This window comes from Motiliproteus sp. MSK22-1, from assembly GCF_001968815.1.
In the GTDB taxonomy this organism is placed as follows: Bacteria; Pseudomonadota; Gammaproteobacteria; order Pseudomonadales; family Balneatricaceae; genus Motiliproteus.
In genome coordinates this window covers 25,232-41,568 of sequence record NZ_MIEQ01000096.1, presented here as the reverse complement: position 1 = coordinate 41,568, position 16,337 = coordinate 25,232, and the positions used below count along the sequence as shown (strand labels likewise).

Sequence of the window (16,337 nt, the reverse complement as noted above, 5' to 3'; positions counted from 1 at the left end):
ACTGAGAATTCCACTTAATCCTGGATCAAAGCTTTCACAGAGTGGCTGCCCAAAGGCTCTGCCGCTCGACAAGAACGGCAGATGCCCGTGTTGATACTTACCAGACAGGCTCTGACAACAGTGTCCTATTGCAGAAGCCACTCATTGAACTTTTCACCCAGGGATTCACCGTAATCTGCCCAGAACTCGCCGGATGCTTTAAGACCTTTATCCAGATGAGCAGATGGCAGCTTGGGAATCACATTTTTATCAACATAAGCATAGGAAGATTGACGTGTAGGACCGTAAGCAACATCCTGCATGCCGGCCTCAGGCTTTGAGCTGGTGGCAAATCGAATAAACTCTTCTGCCAGCGCTTTCTTCTTCGATCCTTTGACGATAGCCCAGACATCCAGATCATAGACATGAGCATCCCAAACCATTTCAAAAGGCTTATTATCTTTTTGAATCGCATCAAAAATTCGTCCATTCGCTGACTGCACCATCACGGCACCACCATCGTTCAACAACTGTGGCGCCTGAGACCAGCTATCAAACCAAACCAGATCCTTCTTGATCGTATCCAGCTTAGCAAACGCACGCTTCTGTCCCTCTTCAGTTGCCAGCTTGTCATAAACCTGATCAACCGGTACCCCATCAGCAATCAGTGCCCATTCCATATTCACCTGAGGACGTTTGCGTAAGGCCCGCTTACCGGGAAAGGTTTTAGTATCAAAAAAATCAGCAACCCGACTGGGCTTGCCACCCTGAATAGTTTCGTTGTTATAGGAGAACAGAATTGTCCAGATAATATTGCCAACACCACATTCGTTGGCCAGGGCTTCAGCTCCAAAGTCGTCTTTAGCTGCAGTCCCGTTATCACCGGCAGGTAAAGTGTCCTGCGGGAAAACCTCCAGTAGACCTTCAGAACAGGCCCTTTCCAGGTCAATCACTTCCACATCGACAACATCCCATAGAATATTGCCACTTTCGACCTGCGCTTTGATCTCAGCAATTCCACCAGAATAGTTTTCAAACAGAATTTTGTGACCGGTTTCCTTCATAAAAGGATCCAGCATATGCTTCTGTTGAGCAGCCCCATAGGCGCCGCCGAACGACACCACGGTCATTTGGTCAGCTAAAGCGGGTGCCATGAGCGTTGATAATGCGATAGCCACGCCCATTTTCTTGAGTTTTTTCATTGTTATTTTCCTCATTAGGTCTACATTTAATGGTTACTGAGAACCATCTGGTGTTTATTTATTTTTTATTAGCTTCGTTTTTATTAAATTGGTTTTTATTAGATTGATTTTTATTAAAAATCAGTGCTCTTATCACACTGAATACTATTTTTTTATTTGAAGTGTTTATTTAAAATGCTTATTTAAGGCTCTTATTGGCAATACCAACAACAAACCACTAGCCAGGGCAGTCCAGCGCCAGGCCAACCTGGGTACCCCAGGTTAATTGCGTCCGCGCTCCAGGAAGGATTTCAGGTGCTTCATGGTCATTAAGAGCCTTGACCATCAGTTCAGAACCACAACTGAGCTTGAAGAAATAACGGATAGAATCTCCGACATAGAGCCGGGTAACAAAAAAGGCATCAATGCAGTTATCGAGTTGGTTTTTATGACTGGCTATAAACAGCTTCTCTGGCCGGATCGCCAAAACACATTCGTCACCGACCGGTGGACAATTCATATCAACCGAGCTAGCCACAACACCGTCAGTCAACTGGATCTGCGCGACGCCTTGCTCAACAGACTTTACCCTGCCCTTGATATGGTTATTTTCACCAATGAAGTCAGCTACGAAGGAGTTTGCCGGTTGTTCATAAAGAACATCAGGAGCCGCACACTGCTGCACTATGCCGTTGTTAAAAACCGCAATCCGGTCAGACATTGTTAACGCTTCTGTCTGATCATGAGTCACATAAATGGCGGTAAACTGTAAATCCTCATGAAGACGCTTGATTTCAAACTGCATTTGCTCTCGAAGATTTTTATCCAGTGCCCCCAGAGGCTCATCCATTAAAACAATACTGGGTTCAAAGATCAGTGACCGAGCCAGGGCAACCCGCTGCTTTTGGCCTCCGGATAGTTGTCCCGGATAACGATTTCTAAAATCAGCCAACTCGACTAATGCCAGGGACTCTTTCACTTTTCGATCGACCTCTGCGGCGGGCATCTTTCTGACCCTTAACGGATACGCCAGGTTCTCGCCAATAGTCATATGAGGAAAGAGAGCATAATGCTGGAACACCATACCGATATTCCGATGATAAGGAGCCACATCAGTGACAGGCTGATCATTAACAAGAATGCTGCCACTGGTAACATCCTCGAAACCCGCGAGCATCATCAGGCAGGTTGTTTTGCCAGACCCCGATGGCCCAAGCAGAGTTACAAACTCCCCTTTTTTGATATCCAGATTAAAGTTCTTAACCACCAGGTTTTTCTGGTCATAACTTTTTTTAACATTGATGAAACGAACATATTGATTGTTATTTTCTGCGCTCATCACGGAGTAACCTCTTTCCGTATCAACTTCTATTATTTGATCAAGACCTTTCTTCAGGCGTAGCACTATCTCCACAAAACAAATTGCGCGAATTATTTGATGAAGATTTTACTGAACCTGGAAAAGCGAGAATTCAACTCACAAGAACATGGCGATAGCTATAAACACTGACCAACAGCCATGAGCACTGATTCAATACCAACGGGCGCTATTAACACCATTGACTCAACTGTTCAGATTGCCGGGTTCGATAAATGATTGACGATCACAAAACCACAGTTAAGAAGTACCGGGGATGGGATAACGAATACAGGGAGCATTTCGATTACCTTTTTATTATTTTCTCTGGAATCGACTATAGGCCAGCGCCCTGAAAAGACCATAGACCCAACGCCAACCCAATTTATGGTTCCAGCTTAAAGTCCCTTGTTTACGGGCTTTTATGCATAAGTCAACCAACATTGACGGGGCAACGAGCCAGCCTGGTACCAACTCAGAAGACTAAAAGGATTTGAAATAAATGGACTTCAGATCGTCGACGATCAAGATACGGGATAACCTTTCCAGGGTCTGACAGTTCGAAGGGTAAAGGTTGATTGCATATGCGCGACACCCGGTAGCCGGGACAACGCAGCCCGGTGTATCTGTTCGTAATCAGCCACATTCTTCGCCATAACACGAAGTAAATAATCGGCCTGCCCCGCCATAAGATGACATTCTGATATTTCGGATGTCTGCATTACCGCCGCTTCAAACATTTCCAGAGCATCTTCACTCTGAGAATTAAGCGTAATCTCAACGAATATCTCAATCGTATAACCCAAAGCCTTAGGGTCCAGTCGCGCTACATACCCTGAAATTTGACCGCCAGTCTCCAGCAGTTTCACCCGTCGGTGGCATGCTGATGATGACAAACCCACCTTATCAGACAAGGCAGATATCGATATTCGACAATCTTGCTGTAATTCGGTAAGAATTTTCCTATCAATCCTATCCATCGAATATTTTCCTTAAATAATCTAATTTATTCATAATATATCCTATTTTGATTCTTGTTAGAGTCTATATTTCGTAACTATTTCGAAAAGATATTTGTCAAAATTGCTCGGTATCTGATGTCCTGCCTCAATCAGCAGCTGAACAGACATAAAAGATATCCCGGAAAGGCTAACATTCAGGAGTCACCCTATGAGTATCAAAACGCCCTATCTTCTTTTTCTCGGGAACGCCGCAGACCCGCTGGCAGCAAAGGTTGCACAGGGTATCCGTGACTGGCGTCCGGAGAACTGCGTTGGTCAATTGCGATTAGAGGGTTGTAATGCTGACTTGGGGTTAACAGACATGACACCGAACGAAGCAGCAGCCCAAGGCGCAAAAAGTCTGGTTGTCGGGGTCGCCAATCGTGGTGGGGTTATTGATTCCAGCTGGGTGGAAGCCCTGATTGAAGCAATGGAATCAGGCCTGGATTTAGCTGCAGGTCTGCATAATAAACTTGCCGATATCCCTGAACTGGCAGAAGCTGCTAAGCGCTTGGGCCGTCAGATACATGATGTACGCCACCCAACCAGAAGCTATCCTGTTGCCAGTGGCACAGCTCGCTGTGGTAAACGGTTACTGGCAGTTGGAACAGATTGCTCCTGCGGAAAAATGTACACAACCCTTGCAATCGAAAAGGAATTGCGTCAGCGGGGAGTCAATGCTGATTTTCGAGCAACTGGCCAGACAGGTATTCTGATCACCGGTGACGGGGTCTCGATTGATGCTGTTGCAGCAGACTTTATCTCCGGTTCGGTTGAGTTTCATGCACCAGAAAACACAGAAGATCACTGGGATATCATCGAAGGGCAAGGGTCCCTCTACCATGCGTCTTTCGCCGGTGTATCTCTGGGTCTGCTGCATGGTTCGCAAGCAGATGCGCTTGTTCTTTGCCATGAGCCAACACGGACTCATATGCGAGGACTGCCCGATTTTCCTTTACCATCAATAAAAGAATGTATGGAAGCAAACCTCCGGGCCGCAAGCTTGACCAATAAGGACGCCAGATTCGTCGGCATTGCCATTAATACTTCCAACCTCAGTGACGATGAGGCTATGGCATATCTCAGCAAAATAGAACAGGAATTCGATCTGCCGACGGTGGATCCGGTGCGTACTGGTGTTGCGCGTATTGTGGATAATCTATTATGAGCCGCAAGATATCTATCTCATCCGCAGCCTGGCCGATAAGAGGTGCCTTTACTATTTCTCGAGGATCACGGACCGAAGCGATCGTACTTAATGTTCGGATAGAGGAGAATGGTATCCATGCCCAAGGCGAATGTGTTCCTTACCTTCGCTATGGTGAAACCGTAGATTCTGTTACCGAACAGATTCAATCAATTCAATCAGCACTTGAATCCGGGATGAACCGAACAGAACTACAGACAGCCATGGCTCCAGGAGCTGCCCGTAATGCAGTCGATGCGGCGTTGTGGGATCTGGAGGCAAAAAAATCAGGGAAGCGGGCCTGGGAGCTGGCTGGCGTAACAATGAGCCCTGCGACCACGGTCTACACCATCTCTCTTGACACTCCAGAGGCCATGGAAAGCAATACCCGAGAGCATAGCGATAAACCGATTCTTAAACTCAAACTCGGCGGCAAAGGAGATCTTGAACGGGTAGCCGCCGTTCGCAGAGGCTCACCAGATGCCCGTATTGTCGTCGATGCGAATGAGGCCTGGAGTAAAGATATCTATCAAACCCTGATACCGGTACTGGTTAAACTGGGAGTGGAGATGATCGAACAGCCCTTCCCGGCCGACAACGATGAAATACTTACTGAGCTGGAGCGCCCCATCGCAATTTGCGCTGATGAATCCTGCCATGACCGTAATTCCCTTGCTAAGCTGGTGGGAAAATACGACATGATCAATATAAAACTGGATAAAACAGGCGGGTTGACCGAAGCCCTGGCAATGAAAAAGGAAGCAGAAGATCTCGGTTTTGATATTATGGCAGGCTGTATGCTCGGGTCATCACTCGCCATGGCACCTGCGATGGTCGTCGCTCAGGGCTGCAAGGTGGTCGATCTGGACGCTCCTTTGTTGTTAGCCAGAGACTGTGAACCCGGACTGGTGTTCAAAGGTGTTGAAATTGCCGCACCTCAAAAAGAACTTTGGGGATAAGGATTGGGAAATATGAGCAGAACAGTTTACGTGAACGGATCTTTTCTTCCCGAAGAAGATGCCAGGATTTCCGTATTTGATCGAGGCTTTCTTTTTGCCGACGGAGTCTATGAAGTCTCCACCGTCCTTGAGGGCCGGTTGATTGAAAACGAAGCACACCTGGCTCGCTTGCAGCGCTCAATGAACGAGCTGGAGATGACCAGTCCTGCTTCTGCGAAAGAGATTGTCGCCATTCAGGAAGAGTTGATTAAGCGCAACGGTTTGATCGAGGGAGCCCTCTACTTACAGGTGACTCGAGGCGCGGCTGATCGTGACTTCGCCTTCCCGGATAAGGCCATACCATCATTGGTAATGTTTACACAGGCAAAAAATCTGATTAATAACCCGGCAGCAGAACGGGGGCTAGCTGTCATTTCAGTAGAAGATATTCGTTGGCAGCGACGTGATATCAAGACCGTTGGTCTACTGGCACCGACCCTGGCCAAGCAAGCTGCTATAGCTGCTGGAGCCGATGAAGCCTGGCTATACGAAGATGGCTTTGTCACCGAAGGCAGTTCCAACAATGCCCATATCATCACTAAAGATGGCACTTTGGTAACTCGTAATCTGGGTAATGAAATTCTCCATGGAATTACCCGACGCTCAGTCCTGCAACTGGCACAGGAAGCAGACATAAAAGTAGAAGAACGCCCCTTTACCCTTGCAGAAGCAAAAGCGGCTGCTGAAGCATTTATTACTTCAGCGACCACCTTTGTCCTGCCCGTTATTTCCCTTGACGGTACGTCGATAGGTAGCGGTAAACCGGGTCCATTGACACAACGCTTGCGCCAGCTTTATATCAAACAGGCTTTAGCAAGCTAAGGAACCTAAGTAGGCTGGCTGTATAAGTGATATTTTTCAAGGGCGCTGGATTAACACCACGCCCTTTCACTAAGAAATCTAACATTCAATCCAATTATCAAAACCTTTATATTTCCTTATTTTTATACTTTCTGACCTTTTTAAGCCCCTCTGATTAATATCATTAACTTAAAAATCGATACCGATATGCGCTTTTGATTAAAATTATTCGGAGATGCTAGATTAAGCTAATTCTTTCTCTTTAAATGCCTCCCATTCAGGTAATCTGGCTATATCTTCTCTAATAACTTTGGATGCTGGCCAAATGCATCAACCTCAAAATATATTCCACAGTAAGCTGAAAAAGCAGTCTTATTCTCGCTACAACTGATTCATTCCAATAATATTGGTCATATTACCGCCGTACTTCATTTGGCCCAGTTAAAGGGCTTTGGTAAATCCGAACTGACAGATTATCATCCGAAAAGACTGCCCATCCCTGGTCCAACCCTACTTTTATATGTCAAATGACAGTTGAACTTTGAACTGTTCATGAATCGTTGTTAACAATCCTGACTTAATCCAAAAATAATTCATCTTAATGACTAATCTATTGGAACTAGAAAAAGAAATAAACGACTTAATTAGCATAATTACTATTTTAAATATCAGTAGATAAAACAGGGAAAAGACCAAATGCTACGTGCGGCATAGATAGAATGAGTGCGCCGGCATGACCGGTAAACGGCATACAGCGGAAGAAAACGATCAAATATTGGCCAAATTCGGCTGTAATTGGCGCAAGACAAGAGAAGCACCGGGATTTCAAGACTCAACAACAGGTTTCCTAGAGAGGACATTATGCATATATCGTCAGAATCAACCCCCATTAATCATGCAAGAATGCAGAACTTAGCGCCAGCTGTAAAAACACAGAATTGCTTTGAGACAGAGTACAAGAAAAGTGACTTTCGAGAGATACCTAACAATATTAATATGATTTGGGTGGCTTCTGAGCCACAAGAGGAGCAGTTAAAATATGTAAAAGATTGGGCAAAGAAGAATCCGGATTTCAATCTCAATTTTTGGGTTGATTCAAAAAACCTTACTACACACGCTGGTCATAAAGAAGTAAAAAATGAGGTTAATGAACTATTATCGGATGTAAAATCAAGTAATCAAGAAATGGTTCTTCGAGGACTATTTAATCAGTTAAAGACAAGCATGAATCATTTGCCTGATGAATCCCATCAGGCAATAGCAATAAAAGAACTTAATAAAGCATTAGACGGTGATGATTATAGTGATTGGAAAAGTAAAGTACTGGGTGATGCACCTAAGGTAAATCGCATTAATGCAAAAAAGGCACTTCAATCATTTGAGACTGTAACAGGCCCCAATGATGAAAAATTTCGTTTAGCAGACAGGGCCATTTTAGATCACACGGTAAGGCAATGGGATACTAAAGATTCAAAGGTACGTGATGTTAAAACTCTAGATGATTTGTCTGAAAAATTAAGTGAGTTCAAGAATATAAAAGTGCGAGATCTAAGTAGTACCAGCAATATAAGACTTGTCAATTATGCGGCTTACTCTCATGAAATGATAGGTCGTGGTGGTGCCTATCCCGCTGCTTCAGATCTTGCTCGTTATGAAATACTCAATGACTCTGAATATGCTGGAGTTTATGTCGATCTGGATTTCGAATGTATTAAGCCGCTAGATAAGAAAAAGTTGCTATGTCATCCTGATCTCTTGCTCGTCGATATTGGTGAAGCTAAAGCAGATGAAAAAGATAACAGCACTCCCTATATTGGTAATGCACTGCTCGCTAGTCATCCTAATAGCAAAATGCTTAACACTCTCATTCAAGAAATTGGCGATAACTACAGCGAGATGAAAGGCAATACGTTTAGAGGTAGCCGCTATTTTGACCGTCCAAATAAAAGTACGCTTGAGACGACTGGTCCGAATGCCCTAAGGGGTCATATATCAAAAACTCTAGGTGAACCTCGCCAAGATGTTGATTCCTTGATGAATAGAATTTGGGATAAAAAAAATCCTGTCAATGATAATTTTTGGAAAGCGATGTATTCACATTTCAAATTTCCTGCAGGCTTCGTCAATGGTGATACCCCTGAACAAGCCAAAAGTGCGACTAAAGCCATGGCGACAATGTCCACTCCAAAAATCGATGGAAAATCTCAAGTTAAGACATCAACTGAGCAAGAAAAAACAGTTATTGGCATTGGAGAATTAAAGGAAATTTTGCAAGATACTGTAAACGCGAAAAAACAAGAAGGTAAGCCAAGCATAGTCTTTTTATCTGGTCCATCTGCATCAGGAAAATCAACCTTATCAACTGCCCTTAAAGCATTAACAGACAAAGAAATACCAACAGTTAAAACCGATCACTTTTTAAAATCATTTCCCGAACTCAGTAATCACCCTGAAAACAAAGGCAAACCTGTGAGTGACTGGCCGGTTGTTCATGGCCATCCCGATGCTTATAACAAGGAAGAATTAGGAAAACTGATGGATGCCGTAAAGAAAGGTGAAGAATATGTGTACTCAATACCTTCAACCTATCGGGAAGACGCAAAGCTTGATAGCGATCCCTATCCTCGAGGCATGAGGAATACGGAAGGGCCTTACAAAGAAGTTAAGGTACCGGCCAGTCAAACATATATCATTGAAGGTATTTCCACTCCCCACCTAATAGATTCAAATGAGCATGTATACGTTCAGGTCGATGTAGATTATGAAACTTCCGTTTTACGACGTGCCGAACGTAATTCCGGTCACAATCCCAGTGGAAATGGCTCCCCTCCCGAAAGCGTCGTGCGTGCCGAAGATAAAGCACAATACGATGCTGTCACAGCTTCACACAAAGCGTTGAGAGAAAAATCAATTACCCCTGATATTAGTCTTGATTCAACGGGACAGAAGCCCGGTCAATTTCAATATATGAATCCAAAATCAAACAGTACATTTAACCGTGAAAACTTCATAAACTCGCTTCGAATTATTACAGATAACAGTACTCATCCGGATATTAATATAAAAATAGCTTCTTTCCTTAACTACTATCCAGCTATACATGGCCTTGAGGAAAAGGTAGCAGTATCCAAACTTCTTGTTTCTGAAAATATTTTGTCAAGAATACACTCAAGTGACATTCCGGAGAAAGATAAATTTTCGCTAATAAATAAATTGATATCCATGGTCGATCAAGATGTACCAAACGGCCGGAAGCTAAGTAAAGATGAAAAAATCATAAAGGAAAACATATTACTTGGCGTCGTAGGTTTCTCCGATAGTATCAACGAGATTGATCCAAAGTTTGATAACAGGTTCCCAGAAAAACCTTTTGTAGAAAATAGAAAAGTATTAGTGAATATCGGTAACATTAGTGGTGGAGGCGATATTTCTTTGGGTATGAAAACGGCAGCTTCCCTAGCAAAGAAACTTGGAAATGATAATGTATCAGTCGTTATAAGAAAGTACGGTTCTGAAGATTCACTGGATTTGAGTATAATATCAAAACAGTATAAGGATATTAGCATCATAAAAAAAGAAGACGCTAATTCGTTTAATCCTGATCTAATTCTTATGGTTCCAGCCAGAAGCCAATACAAAGCAGAAGATGCTTCTATGTTTGACCCGGGACACATAAGAAAATTTTTTGGGCTGGATGAAAAAACACCGTTCTTGGGTGTCACTGAGTATTCAAGGATGAATTCAGAAGCCAAAGTCATCGATAGTAATACAGAAATTTTACGCTCAGGAGCAGGTCGAAATAATGTAGGTATGTTTTTATCTGATAATAATTTCGACAAGTCTGAAAGACCTATTTCCGGTAGCTATTTCTTTGGTTATTCACAAAGTCCGAATGCACAAATGAACTTTATGAGAGATGTAATTCAAGCTCATAATTTAAAACCTCCACAAGACAATTCGGACTTTACATTTGTATTTCCTGGAAAAATTTCACGGTTTTTTGATGAATACGCAAAAAACCCAGAATGGAAAACGTTTTTAGAAACCACTGGTTGTAATAATCTAACCATTGAAGATATGAGCGGAAAAAAGTTGGGTAGCACTTCTATAAACGATAAGAGTGACGGTCCTAATATAGTGATAAAAACTGGAAACCTGGATGCAAAGAGTTTTCAAAAACATGCGTACTTCTCTGAAGATACTGTATTGACCACAGGTGATCAATCAATGTCAGAAATGCTTGGCATGGGAAAGTATATTGTCTATGAGGAACAGAAACATAAGAAATTATTACCTGTTGAAACGTTTTTGAAGGGAAATAAAAGTGCACAATTTTCTCTTTCTAAAATGGAAGGTATTTATGCAAAGGGTAAAGAACATGATGGTATCGAAGCCAAAAAACATATTGACAGTCTGCTCCCCCGTAAACCAAGAGAAGATGGCAGACCTGATATGCATTCAGTGCTGTATAACCCAGGTGAAGGGTTAAGGCGTTATGTTCAATCTCCTAAAGTGCGTGAGGATTATGCTGAATTTATAAAGAAAATTAAGGCTGAAGACAATATTGAAGAAAATCTGATGCCAGCTATTTTGAAAGGTGACATCCGAAGAAAAGTTGCACAATGGTAAATTTTTTTAGTTTAACATAATGGGATGGTCCACCTCTTTCCAGCGGCGTCACAATACGTCACGATTGAAGTGAGAAACAATCGAGAAAAGAGGTGGGCCACAGTAAATGATAATCCAACCATCACTATTTAGTGCTCCATGGCCCCTGTCAATAATTATGTAATCTAGCTCAGGATTGCAATCTTTCCAAAATGGTTTGCAGCCTCCATTGTCTTAAACGCTTTGGCTGTATCTTCAAAGCTAAATACCTGATCAACAATGGGTCTGATCTTATGTCTGATAATCTGAGCCAGCATATTCTCAAACATTTTCTTATTGCCAACCATAATTCCTTGCAAACGTAGCTTTTTAAATAAAATGGGTAGAGGCGAGATGTTTTCACTAACACCGGCCTGAACTCCGATCATGGTCACTTGACCGCCGAAGGCTGCTGCTTCCAGGGACTGGTTTAGGGTTCCTGGCCCTCCCGTTTCAATAACCACGTCAGCCCCCTTGCCATCGGTCAGGCGTTGAACTTCTGCTGCCCAGTCAGGTGTGATTCGGTAGTTGATCACCATGTCTGCGCCCATTGCCTTCGCACGGGCCAGTTTCTCATCACGACTGGAGGTAATGATTACAGTAGCACCCGCCGCTTTGGCAAACTGCAGCGCAAAGAGAGAAACACCACCGGTTCCCAGTGTCAGAACTGTCTGGCCCGGTTTAAGATTTCCGGTCTCCATCAGGGCATTCCAGGCAGTCAGAGCCGCACAGGGTAAAGTCGCTGCCTCTTCAAAACTCAGAAAATCCGGAATCTTGATCAACGCGTGGGCTGGCAAAACAATTTCTTCTGAAAGAACTCCATCAACACTGGCCCCCATGGCGATGCTGTCAGCGGCCAAATGGCCTTCGATCCAATCACGCCAGAACAGGTTTGCCACGCGATCTCCCAGCTCAAGGCTATCAACACCTTCTCCCAACGCAACAACTTCTCCTGCACCATCAGACAATGGCACCAGACCACCTTCCTTTACTCCTGGGTAGGTGCCGTTGGCAACCATCAGATCACGCTTATTCAAAGACGTTGCGTGAATGCGAACACGAACCTCACCTTCCGCAGGATCTCTTAAGCTAACGTCCTGTGATTGAAGATCCAATTTGGTTTCGTTTGGAATTACTTTCCAGGCTTTCATTATCTTCTCCATTGTCAAAACAGGTTTCAGAAACGTTCTGGAAACCTCGTTGAAACAACGATAAGAAAACTCTTATCATATGTATAATTTATTGTTTATATAAGATTCATACTGATTCTGAATGAGTTGGGCATATCCATGTCAAATGTAGATCTAAATCTTCTGGTGGTTTTTGATGCAATTATGACCGAGCAATCGATCACCAATGCGGCCAACAGAATTGGTATGACCCAGCCCGCTGTCTCCAATGCTGTCGCACGTATGCGCCTGGTATGGAAAGATCCGCTGTTTGTTAAACAGGGACGCGGTATTCGTCCAACCCCTTATGCAGAAAATCTATGGCAGCATATACGCAACCCATTGCTTGAAATACGTCAGGTAACCTCTGAAAGCAGTTTTGATCCAGCAAGCTCCGAGCGGGTCTTTCGGGTTGGAGTTCCTGAACACCCGGTCGATATGATATGGCTCCCCCTACGGCGGGTAATGGAAACCCAGGCACCTAATATTTCTATCCATTCTGTCCCTACTCACCGCAATACAGAAGAGCTGCTGCTGGATGCCTCAATAGATCTGGCAGTTCACTACTATGAAGGTCACCATAAGCAGATACGGTCTTCCTGGCTGTTTAGCAACAGGCTGGTTTGTGTCGTTCGAACTGACCACCCCTTATTACACTCTCTTGATTCAAACGGGATCCTTCCTCTGGATCAATACCTGCAGGCTGATCATCTGATGGTTTCTTTATCCGGGGAAGCTCAGGGAATCGTTGACAACATCCTGGCACAACAAGGGCTGAAAAGACGCATAGCCATGACCATCAACTATTTCTCACTGATCCCGCCGATTCTAAAAGACAGTAATCTGGTCTGTGTCACCCCCCAATCCGTTGTTGCCAGGGCAATCCGCGCTAAAGAACTGGTCCTTGTGCCCCTGTCCTTTGAAATTGAACCGGTCCCCATATCTCTGCTATGGCATTCCCGTCAGGACAGAGACCCGGGCAACATCTGGATGCGCCAGCTTATTTCTCAATTTGCCAATGCAGAAACTGCAAAAATGGCAGCCTGGTTTGGGGAAGAAAATTAGGGAGCCCGCAAACAACTCTATCGGAGCCCCCCAGTTATTACCATTCCAGCTAACCCATAGACTCTAATATATTCTTTTATTTAGGTATTTTTCGTATTATGGGCTGACTGCATCGAATTTATCCTGTGGAGATACCCTGTGGCGGCCAAGCATCACTATAAATCCCTACTAACCTGGACCGGAAATAAGGGCTCAGGAACCCAAAACTATAAACGCTATGATCGTAGTTACGATATTAGGATAGAAGGTAAACCAACATTGTCAGGATCCTCTGATCCGGCATTTAGAGGGGATAGCACAAGGCACAACCCTGAGGACATGCTACTGGCATCTATTTCATCCTGTCACATGCTCTGGTATCTGCATCTGTGTTCGGTAAACAAGATTGTAGTGACAACCTACGAGGATCCTGCCGTTGCAACCATGACGATGAATGCCGACGGCAGTGGACAGTTTTCCTCAGCAACCCTGAATCCTCAGGTTACCGTTAGCACTCAATCGGATAGTCAGAAAGCTTATGAACTGCACCATGAAGCCAATAAAATGTGCTTTATAGCTCGTTCCATGAACTTCCCCATTAATCACAAACCTACTATTAAGGTTGCGGTGGAATAACTGCACAGGGCCTGAGCACTTCGCTTCTCTGCGCAGTCATCAGTCAGGCCTGGTTTTTCAATTTCTCTGAATTCAGGCCTGTTAACGACATCTGTACTAATATGATAAGGATTCTTTGTGACGGGACATACAAATAGATATTAGAAAAGATACACTACACTTTCTGCTAAGGAAGCTCTGAACAAGCTCCAGGGAGTGGGCTCTAGAATGGCCATCGGCTGTCTCTTTCGAATAAGAAAGATCAGACCAGTTGAAAAGGACCAGTCGTTAGCTGTGCTGTCTTCCTTATATCCACTCTACAGTCTGCAGTATCCCCATGGAACTTAATATCCCTAAATCAACGAGTTCTATTGGGGCCATCAATGAATATAAGAACAAAACTACTTTTGGTTATCACTATATCTGCCGCCATTCCTATTCTGGTGATTTCCAGTTATTCGGTTATCAATGCCAGACAGCTGGCATTAGAAAGCTTCGAACTCAGCAGCCAACGAGAAATTGCCCAAATAGACAATGCCTTCAACATATTCTTCAAAGCGATTGCCGATAACGTAACTTATCTTTCCAATAATCCGCTGGTCAATGACGATAGTTTTACCTTAAGTAATTTCGTAGCCGGCCCCGGCAACTTCAGCAGCCACAAGGATAAAGGTGGAAAAGAAGCCGAACTGTATCAGGTTTTTGATCAGTTCGGAAAATCTCACCCTGGTCTTGCTTATGTTTATAGCGGCCGTGAAGACGGCGGTTATGTGCAATGGCCAGATACGGGTTTTAGTGACGCCTATGATCCTCGAACTCGTCCCTGGTACCAAAAAGCAATGAACAACCCGGGCAAAGCCGTGCGCACCGATGCTTATTACTGGAAAGGTGATGACGCAACCTATGTAGGTACGGCAAGAACAGTGACCAACACCAAAGGAAAAATTATCGGGGTCCAGTCGATGGATGTCTCGGTGAAACAACTGACAGATATCGTACAGAAAATTAAGATTGGTGAGCAGGGCTATGTGTTACTGATTGAAGACAATGACACCGTTCTGGTAGATCCTTTTAAACCTGCCAATAATTTTAAAAAGGTTGCCGATATAGACTCTCCGCTGTACCAGTCTCTCGAAAATGGTACACAGGGCCTGTTTACCATAGAACGTGAAGGTAGTACCTATTTTGCTGTTGTTTTCAAGTCGGAATCCCTTGGCTGGCGATTTGTTGCTTTAGTCCCAACGAGTGAAGTTTATGGAGCAGCCAATCAGCAGGCTTTATTAGCGGTAATCATTTCTGCAGCGTTAATGATAGCAATTACCTTTTTCGGAGGAATTTTCGCAAATCTGATTACCCGACCCATTCAGAAAGTGGTCCAGATGCTAAAAAGTATTTCTGACGGGCAAGGAGACTTAACTGCACGACTGGATGTGGAATCCAAGGATGAAGTCGGTCTGTTGGCCTCTTCATTTAATTGCTTTGTAATCAAGCTGCAAGCCATTATCGGCGACGTTGTCGGAATGTCGGGAAAGCTCAATGAAGTTTCAATTGAGACATCCGAAAGAGCACAGATATCTTTAGGCGAAGTCCGGGAACAGCTCGAACAGATAACCCAAGTTGCCACCTGTATCGAGCAGATGTCATCTGCCACTAACGAAATTGCTTCCAATGCTCAGCAGGCTGCACAGGCTGCCAGTGAAAGTACCGAGTTCAGTGAGCAGGGTAAAGGGGTTGTCATGCGGGTCAGGGATACTATCGGTAACCTTGCCACTGAAGTCAGTTCTGCCGCCGAAGTGATTGATCAGCTCAACGGTAACGCGCAACAGGTCAATTCAATCTTAACAACAATTCAGAGCATTTCTGAGCAAACCAACCTGCTGGCATTAAATGCTGCTATCGAGGCGGCCCGAGCAGGAGATCAGGGACGAGGGTTTGCGGTCGTGGCTGATGAAGTCAGGGGGCTGTCCAAAAAAACCCATAGGTCCACGGAAGAAATTCAGCAAATGATTACTTCTCTGCAGGAGTCAGCTAAGCGAGCCGTGGATATCATGAAAGGAAGCCAGCAGATAGCCGACAGCTCTGTCACCGAATCCAGCGAAGCGTATAACTCTTTAGTTCAAATAACCTCTTCGGTTGATAATATTCGAGATATGGCTGCACAGATAGCAGTAGCGACTGAACAACAGAGTTCCGTCAGCGCTGGTGTCGCAGAAAATACCAGCCGCATCAAAGACATTGCTGACAAAATGGCGCATGATGCCGAGGAAGAAATGGAGCGGTCACGCTTGTTGCATGGGCTTTCGGCAGACATGCACGGTCAGGTAGGAAAGTTCAAAGTATAGAAAGCCCCCGCCTGGGT

At 44.3% G+C, this 16,337-nt stretch carries 11 protein-coding genes; 7 read left to right on the top strand and 4 right to left on the bottom strand.

Going from position 1 to position 16,337, the window contains the following annotated elements:
• Positions 1-125: 125 nt before the first annotated feature.
• The 3 genes from BGP75_RS23910 to BGP75_RS23900 form a co-directional block, all read right to left on the bottom strand.
• Positions 126-1,181: an ABC transporter substrate-binding protein gene (locus BGP75_RS23910; RefSeq protein WP_198939530.1), complete on the bottom strand. Its 1,056-nt coding sequence runs from the start codon at positions 1,179-1,181 to the stop codon at positions 126-128.
• Between the two features lie 217 nt (positions 1,182-1,398).
• Complete coding sequence (locus tag BGP75_RS23905) at positions 1,399-2,499, bottom strand: ABC transporter ATP-binding protein (protein WP_076721819.1); 1,101 nt, start codon at positions 2,497-2,499, stop codon at positions 1,399-1,401.
• Between the two features lie 542 nt (positions 2,500-3,041).
• Positions 3,042-3,497: an Lrp/AsnC family transcriptional regulator gene (locus BGP75_RS23900; RefSeq protein WP_076721434.1), complete on the bottom strand. Its 456-nt coding sequence runs from the start codon at positions 3,495-3,497 to the stop codon at positions 3,042-3,044.
• Between the two features lie 190 nt (positions 3,498-3,687).
• Here BGP75_RS23900 and dgcN point away from each other — a divergent pair, with 190 nt between their 5' ends.
• From dgcN to BGP75_RS23880, 4 genes are all read left to right on the top strand, one after another.
• On the top strand, positions 3,688-4,686 hold the full coding sequence (gene dgcN, locus BGP75_RS23895; RefSeq protein ID WP_076721433.1) for an N-acetyltransferase DgcN: 999 nt from the start codon (positions 3,688-3,690) through the stop codon (positions 4,684-4,686).
• Positions 4,683-5,663: an N-acetyl-D-Glu racemase DgcA gene (gene dgcA, locus BGP75_RS23890; protein ID WP_076721432.1), complete on the top strand. Its 981-nt coding sequence runs from the start codon at positions 4,683-4,685 to the stop codon at positions 5,661-5,663. The genes dgcN and dgcA overlap by 4 nt, the downstream gene beginning before the upstream one ends.
• Positions 5,664-5,675: 12 nt before the next feature.
• Positions 5,676-6,524 (top strand): D-amino-acid transaminase, encoded by an 849-nt coding sequence (locus tag BGP75_RS23885; protein WP_076721431.1) that lies wholly within the window; start codon positions 5,676-5,678, stop codon positions 6,522-6,524.
• An 840-nt stretch (positions 6,525-7,364) separates the two neighbouring features.
• Positions 7,365-11,132 carry a TcdA/TcdB catalytic glycosyltransferase domain-containing protein gene (locus BGP75_RS23880; RefSeq protein WP_083705021.1) on the top strand — a complete coding sequence of 1,256 codons (3,768 nt, stop codon included), beginning with the start codon at positions 7,365-7,367 and terminating at the stop codon, positions 11,130-11,132.
• Positions 11,133-11,296: 164 nt separating this feature from the next.
• On the opposite strand, the gene BGP75_RS23875 is transcribed toward BGP75_RS23880, so the two are convergent.
• Positions 11,297-12,301: an NAD(P)-dependent alcohol dehydrogenase gene (locus BGP75_RS23875; RefSeq protein WP_076721429.1), complete on the bottom strand. Its 1,005-nt coding sequence runs from the start codon at positions 12,299-12,301 to the stop codon at positions 11,297-11,299.
• A gap of 138 nt (positions 12,302-12,439) precedes the next feature.
• Between BGP75_RS23875 and BGP75_RS23870 the strand changes: the two genes are divergently transcribed.
• From BGP75_RS23870 to BGP75_RS23860, 3 genes are all read left to right on the top strand, one after another.
• The gene (locus tag BGP75_RS23870; protein ID WP_076721428.1) at positions 12,440-13,384 is read left to right on the top strand and encodes a LysR family transcriptional regulator; all 945 of its coding nucleotides are present in this window, start codon (positions 12,440-12,442) and stop codon (positions 13,382-13,384) included.
• A gap of 138 nt (positions 13,385-13,522) precedes the next feature.
• Positions 13,523-13,999 carry an OsmC family protein gene (locus BGP75_RS23865; RefSeq protein WP_076721427.1) on the top strand — a complete coding sequence of 159 codons (477 nt, stop codon included), beginning with the start codon at positions 13,523-13,525 and terminating at the stop codon, positions 13,997-13,999.
• A 362-nt stretch (positions 14,000-14,361) separates the two neighbouring features.
• Positions 14,362-16,320, top strand: a complete 1,959-nt coding sequence (locus tag BGP75_RS23860) for a methyl-accepting chemotaxis protein (RefSeq protein WP_076721426.1) — start codon at positions 14,362-14,364, stop codon at positions 16,318-16,320.
• Positions 16,321-16,337: the final 17 nt, after the last annotated feature.

Excerpts from the sequence above, each read along its gene's own strand:
- BGP75_RS23885 (WP_076721431.1), top strand. The coding sequence starts at position 5,676 with ATGAGCAGAACAGTTTACGTGAACGGATCTTTTCTTCCCGAAGAAGAT.
- dgcA (WP_076721432.1), top strand. The coding sequence starts at position 4,683 with ATGAGCCGCAAGATATCTATCTCATCCGCAGCCTGGCCGATAAGAGGT.
- BGP75_RS23905 (WP_076721819.1), bottom strand. The coding sequence starts at position 2,499 with ATGAGCGCAGAAAATAACAATCAATATGTTCGTTTCATCAATGTTAAA.
- BGP75_RS23900 (WP_076721434.1), bottom strand. The coding sequence starts at position 3,497 with ATGGATAGGATTGATAGGAAAATTCTTACCGAATTACAGCAAGATTGT.
- BGP75_RS23880 (WP_083705021.1), top strand. The coding sequence starts at position 7,365 with ATGCATATATCGTCAGAATCAACCCCCATTAATCATGCAAGAATGCAG.
- BGP75_RS23870 (WP_076721428.1), top strand. The coding sequence starts at position 12,440 with ATGTCAAATGTAGATCTAAATCTTCTGGTGGTTTTTGATGCAATTATG.
- BGP75_RS23910 (WP_198939530.1), bottom strand. The coding sequence starts at position 1,181 with ATGAAAAAACTCAAGAAAATGGGCGTGGCTATCGCATTATCAACGCTC.
- dgcN (WP_076721433.1), top strand. The coding sequence starts at position 3,688 with ATGAGTATCAAAACGCCCTATCTTCTTTTTCTCGGGAACGCCGCAGAC.
- BGP75_RS23860 (WP_076721426.1), top strand. The coding sequence starts at position 14,362 with ATGAATATAAGAACAAAACTACTTTTGGTTATCACTATATCTGCCGCC.
- BGP75_RS23875 (WP_076721429.1), bottom strand. The coding sequence starts at position 12,301 with ATGAAAGCCTGGAAAGTAATTCCAAACGAAACCAAATTGGATCTTCAA.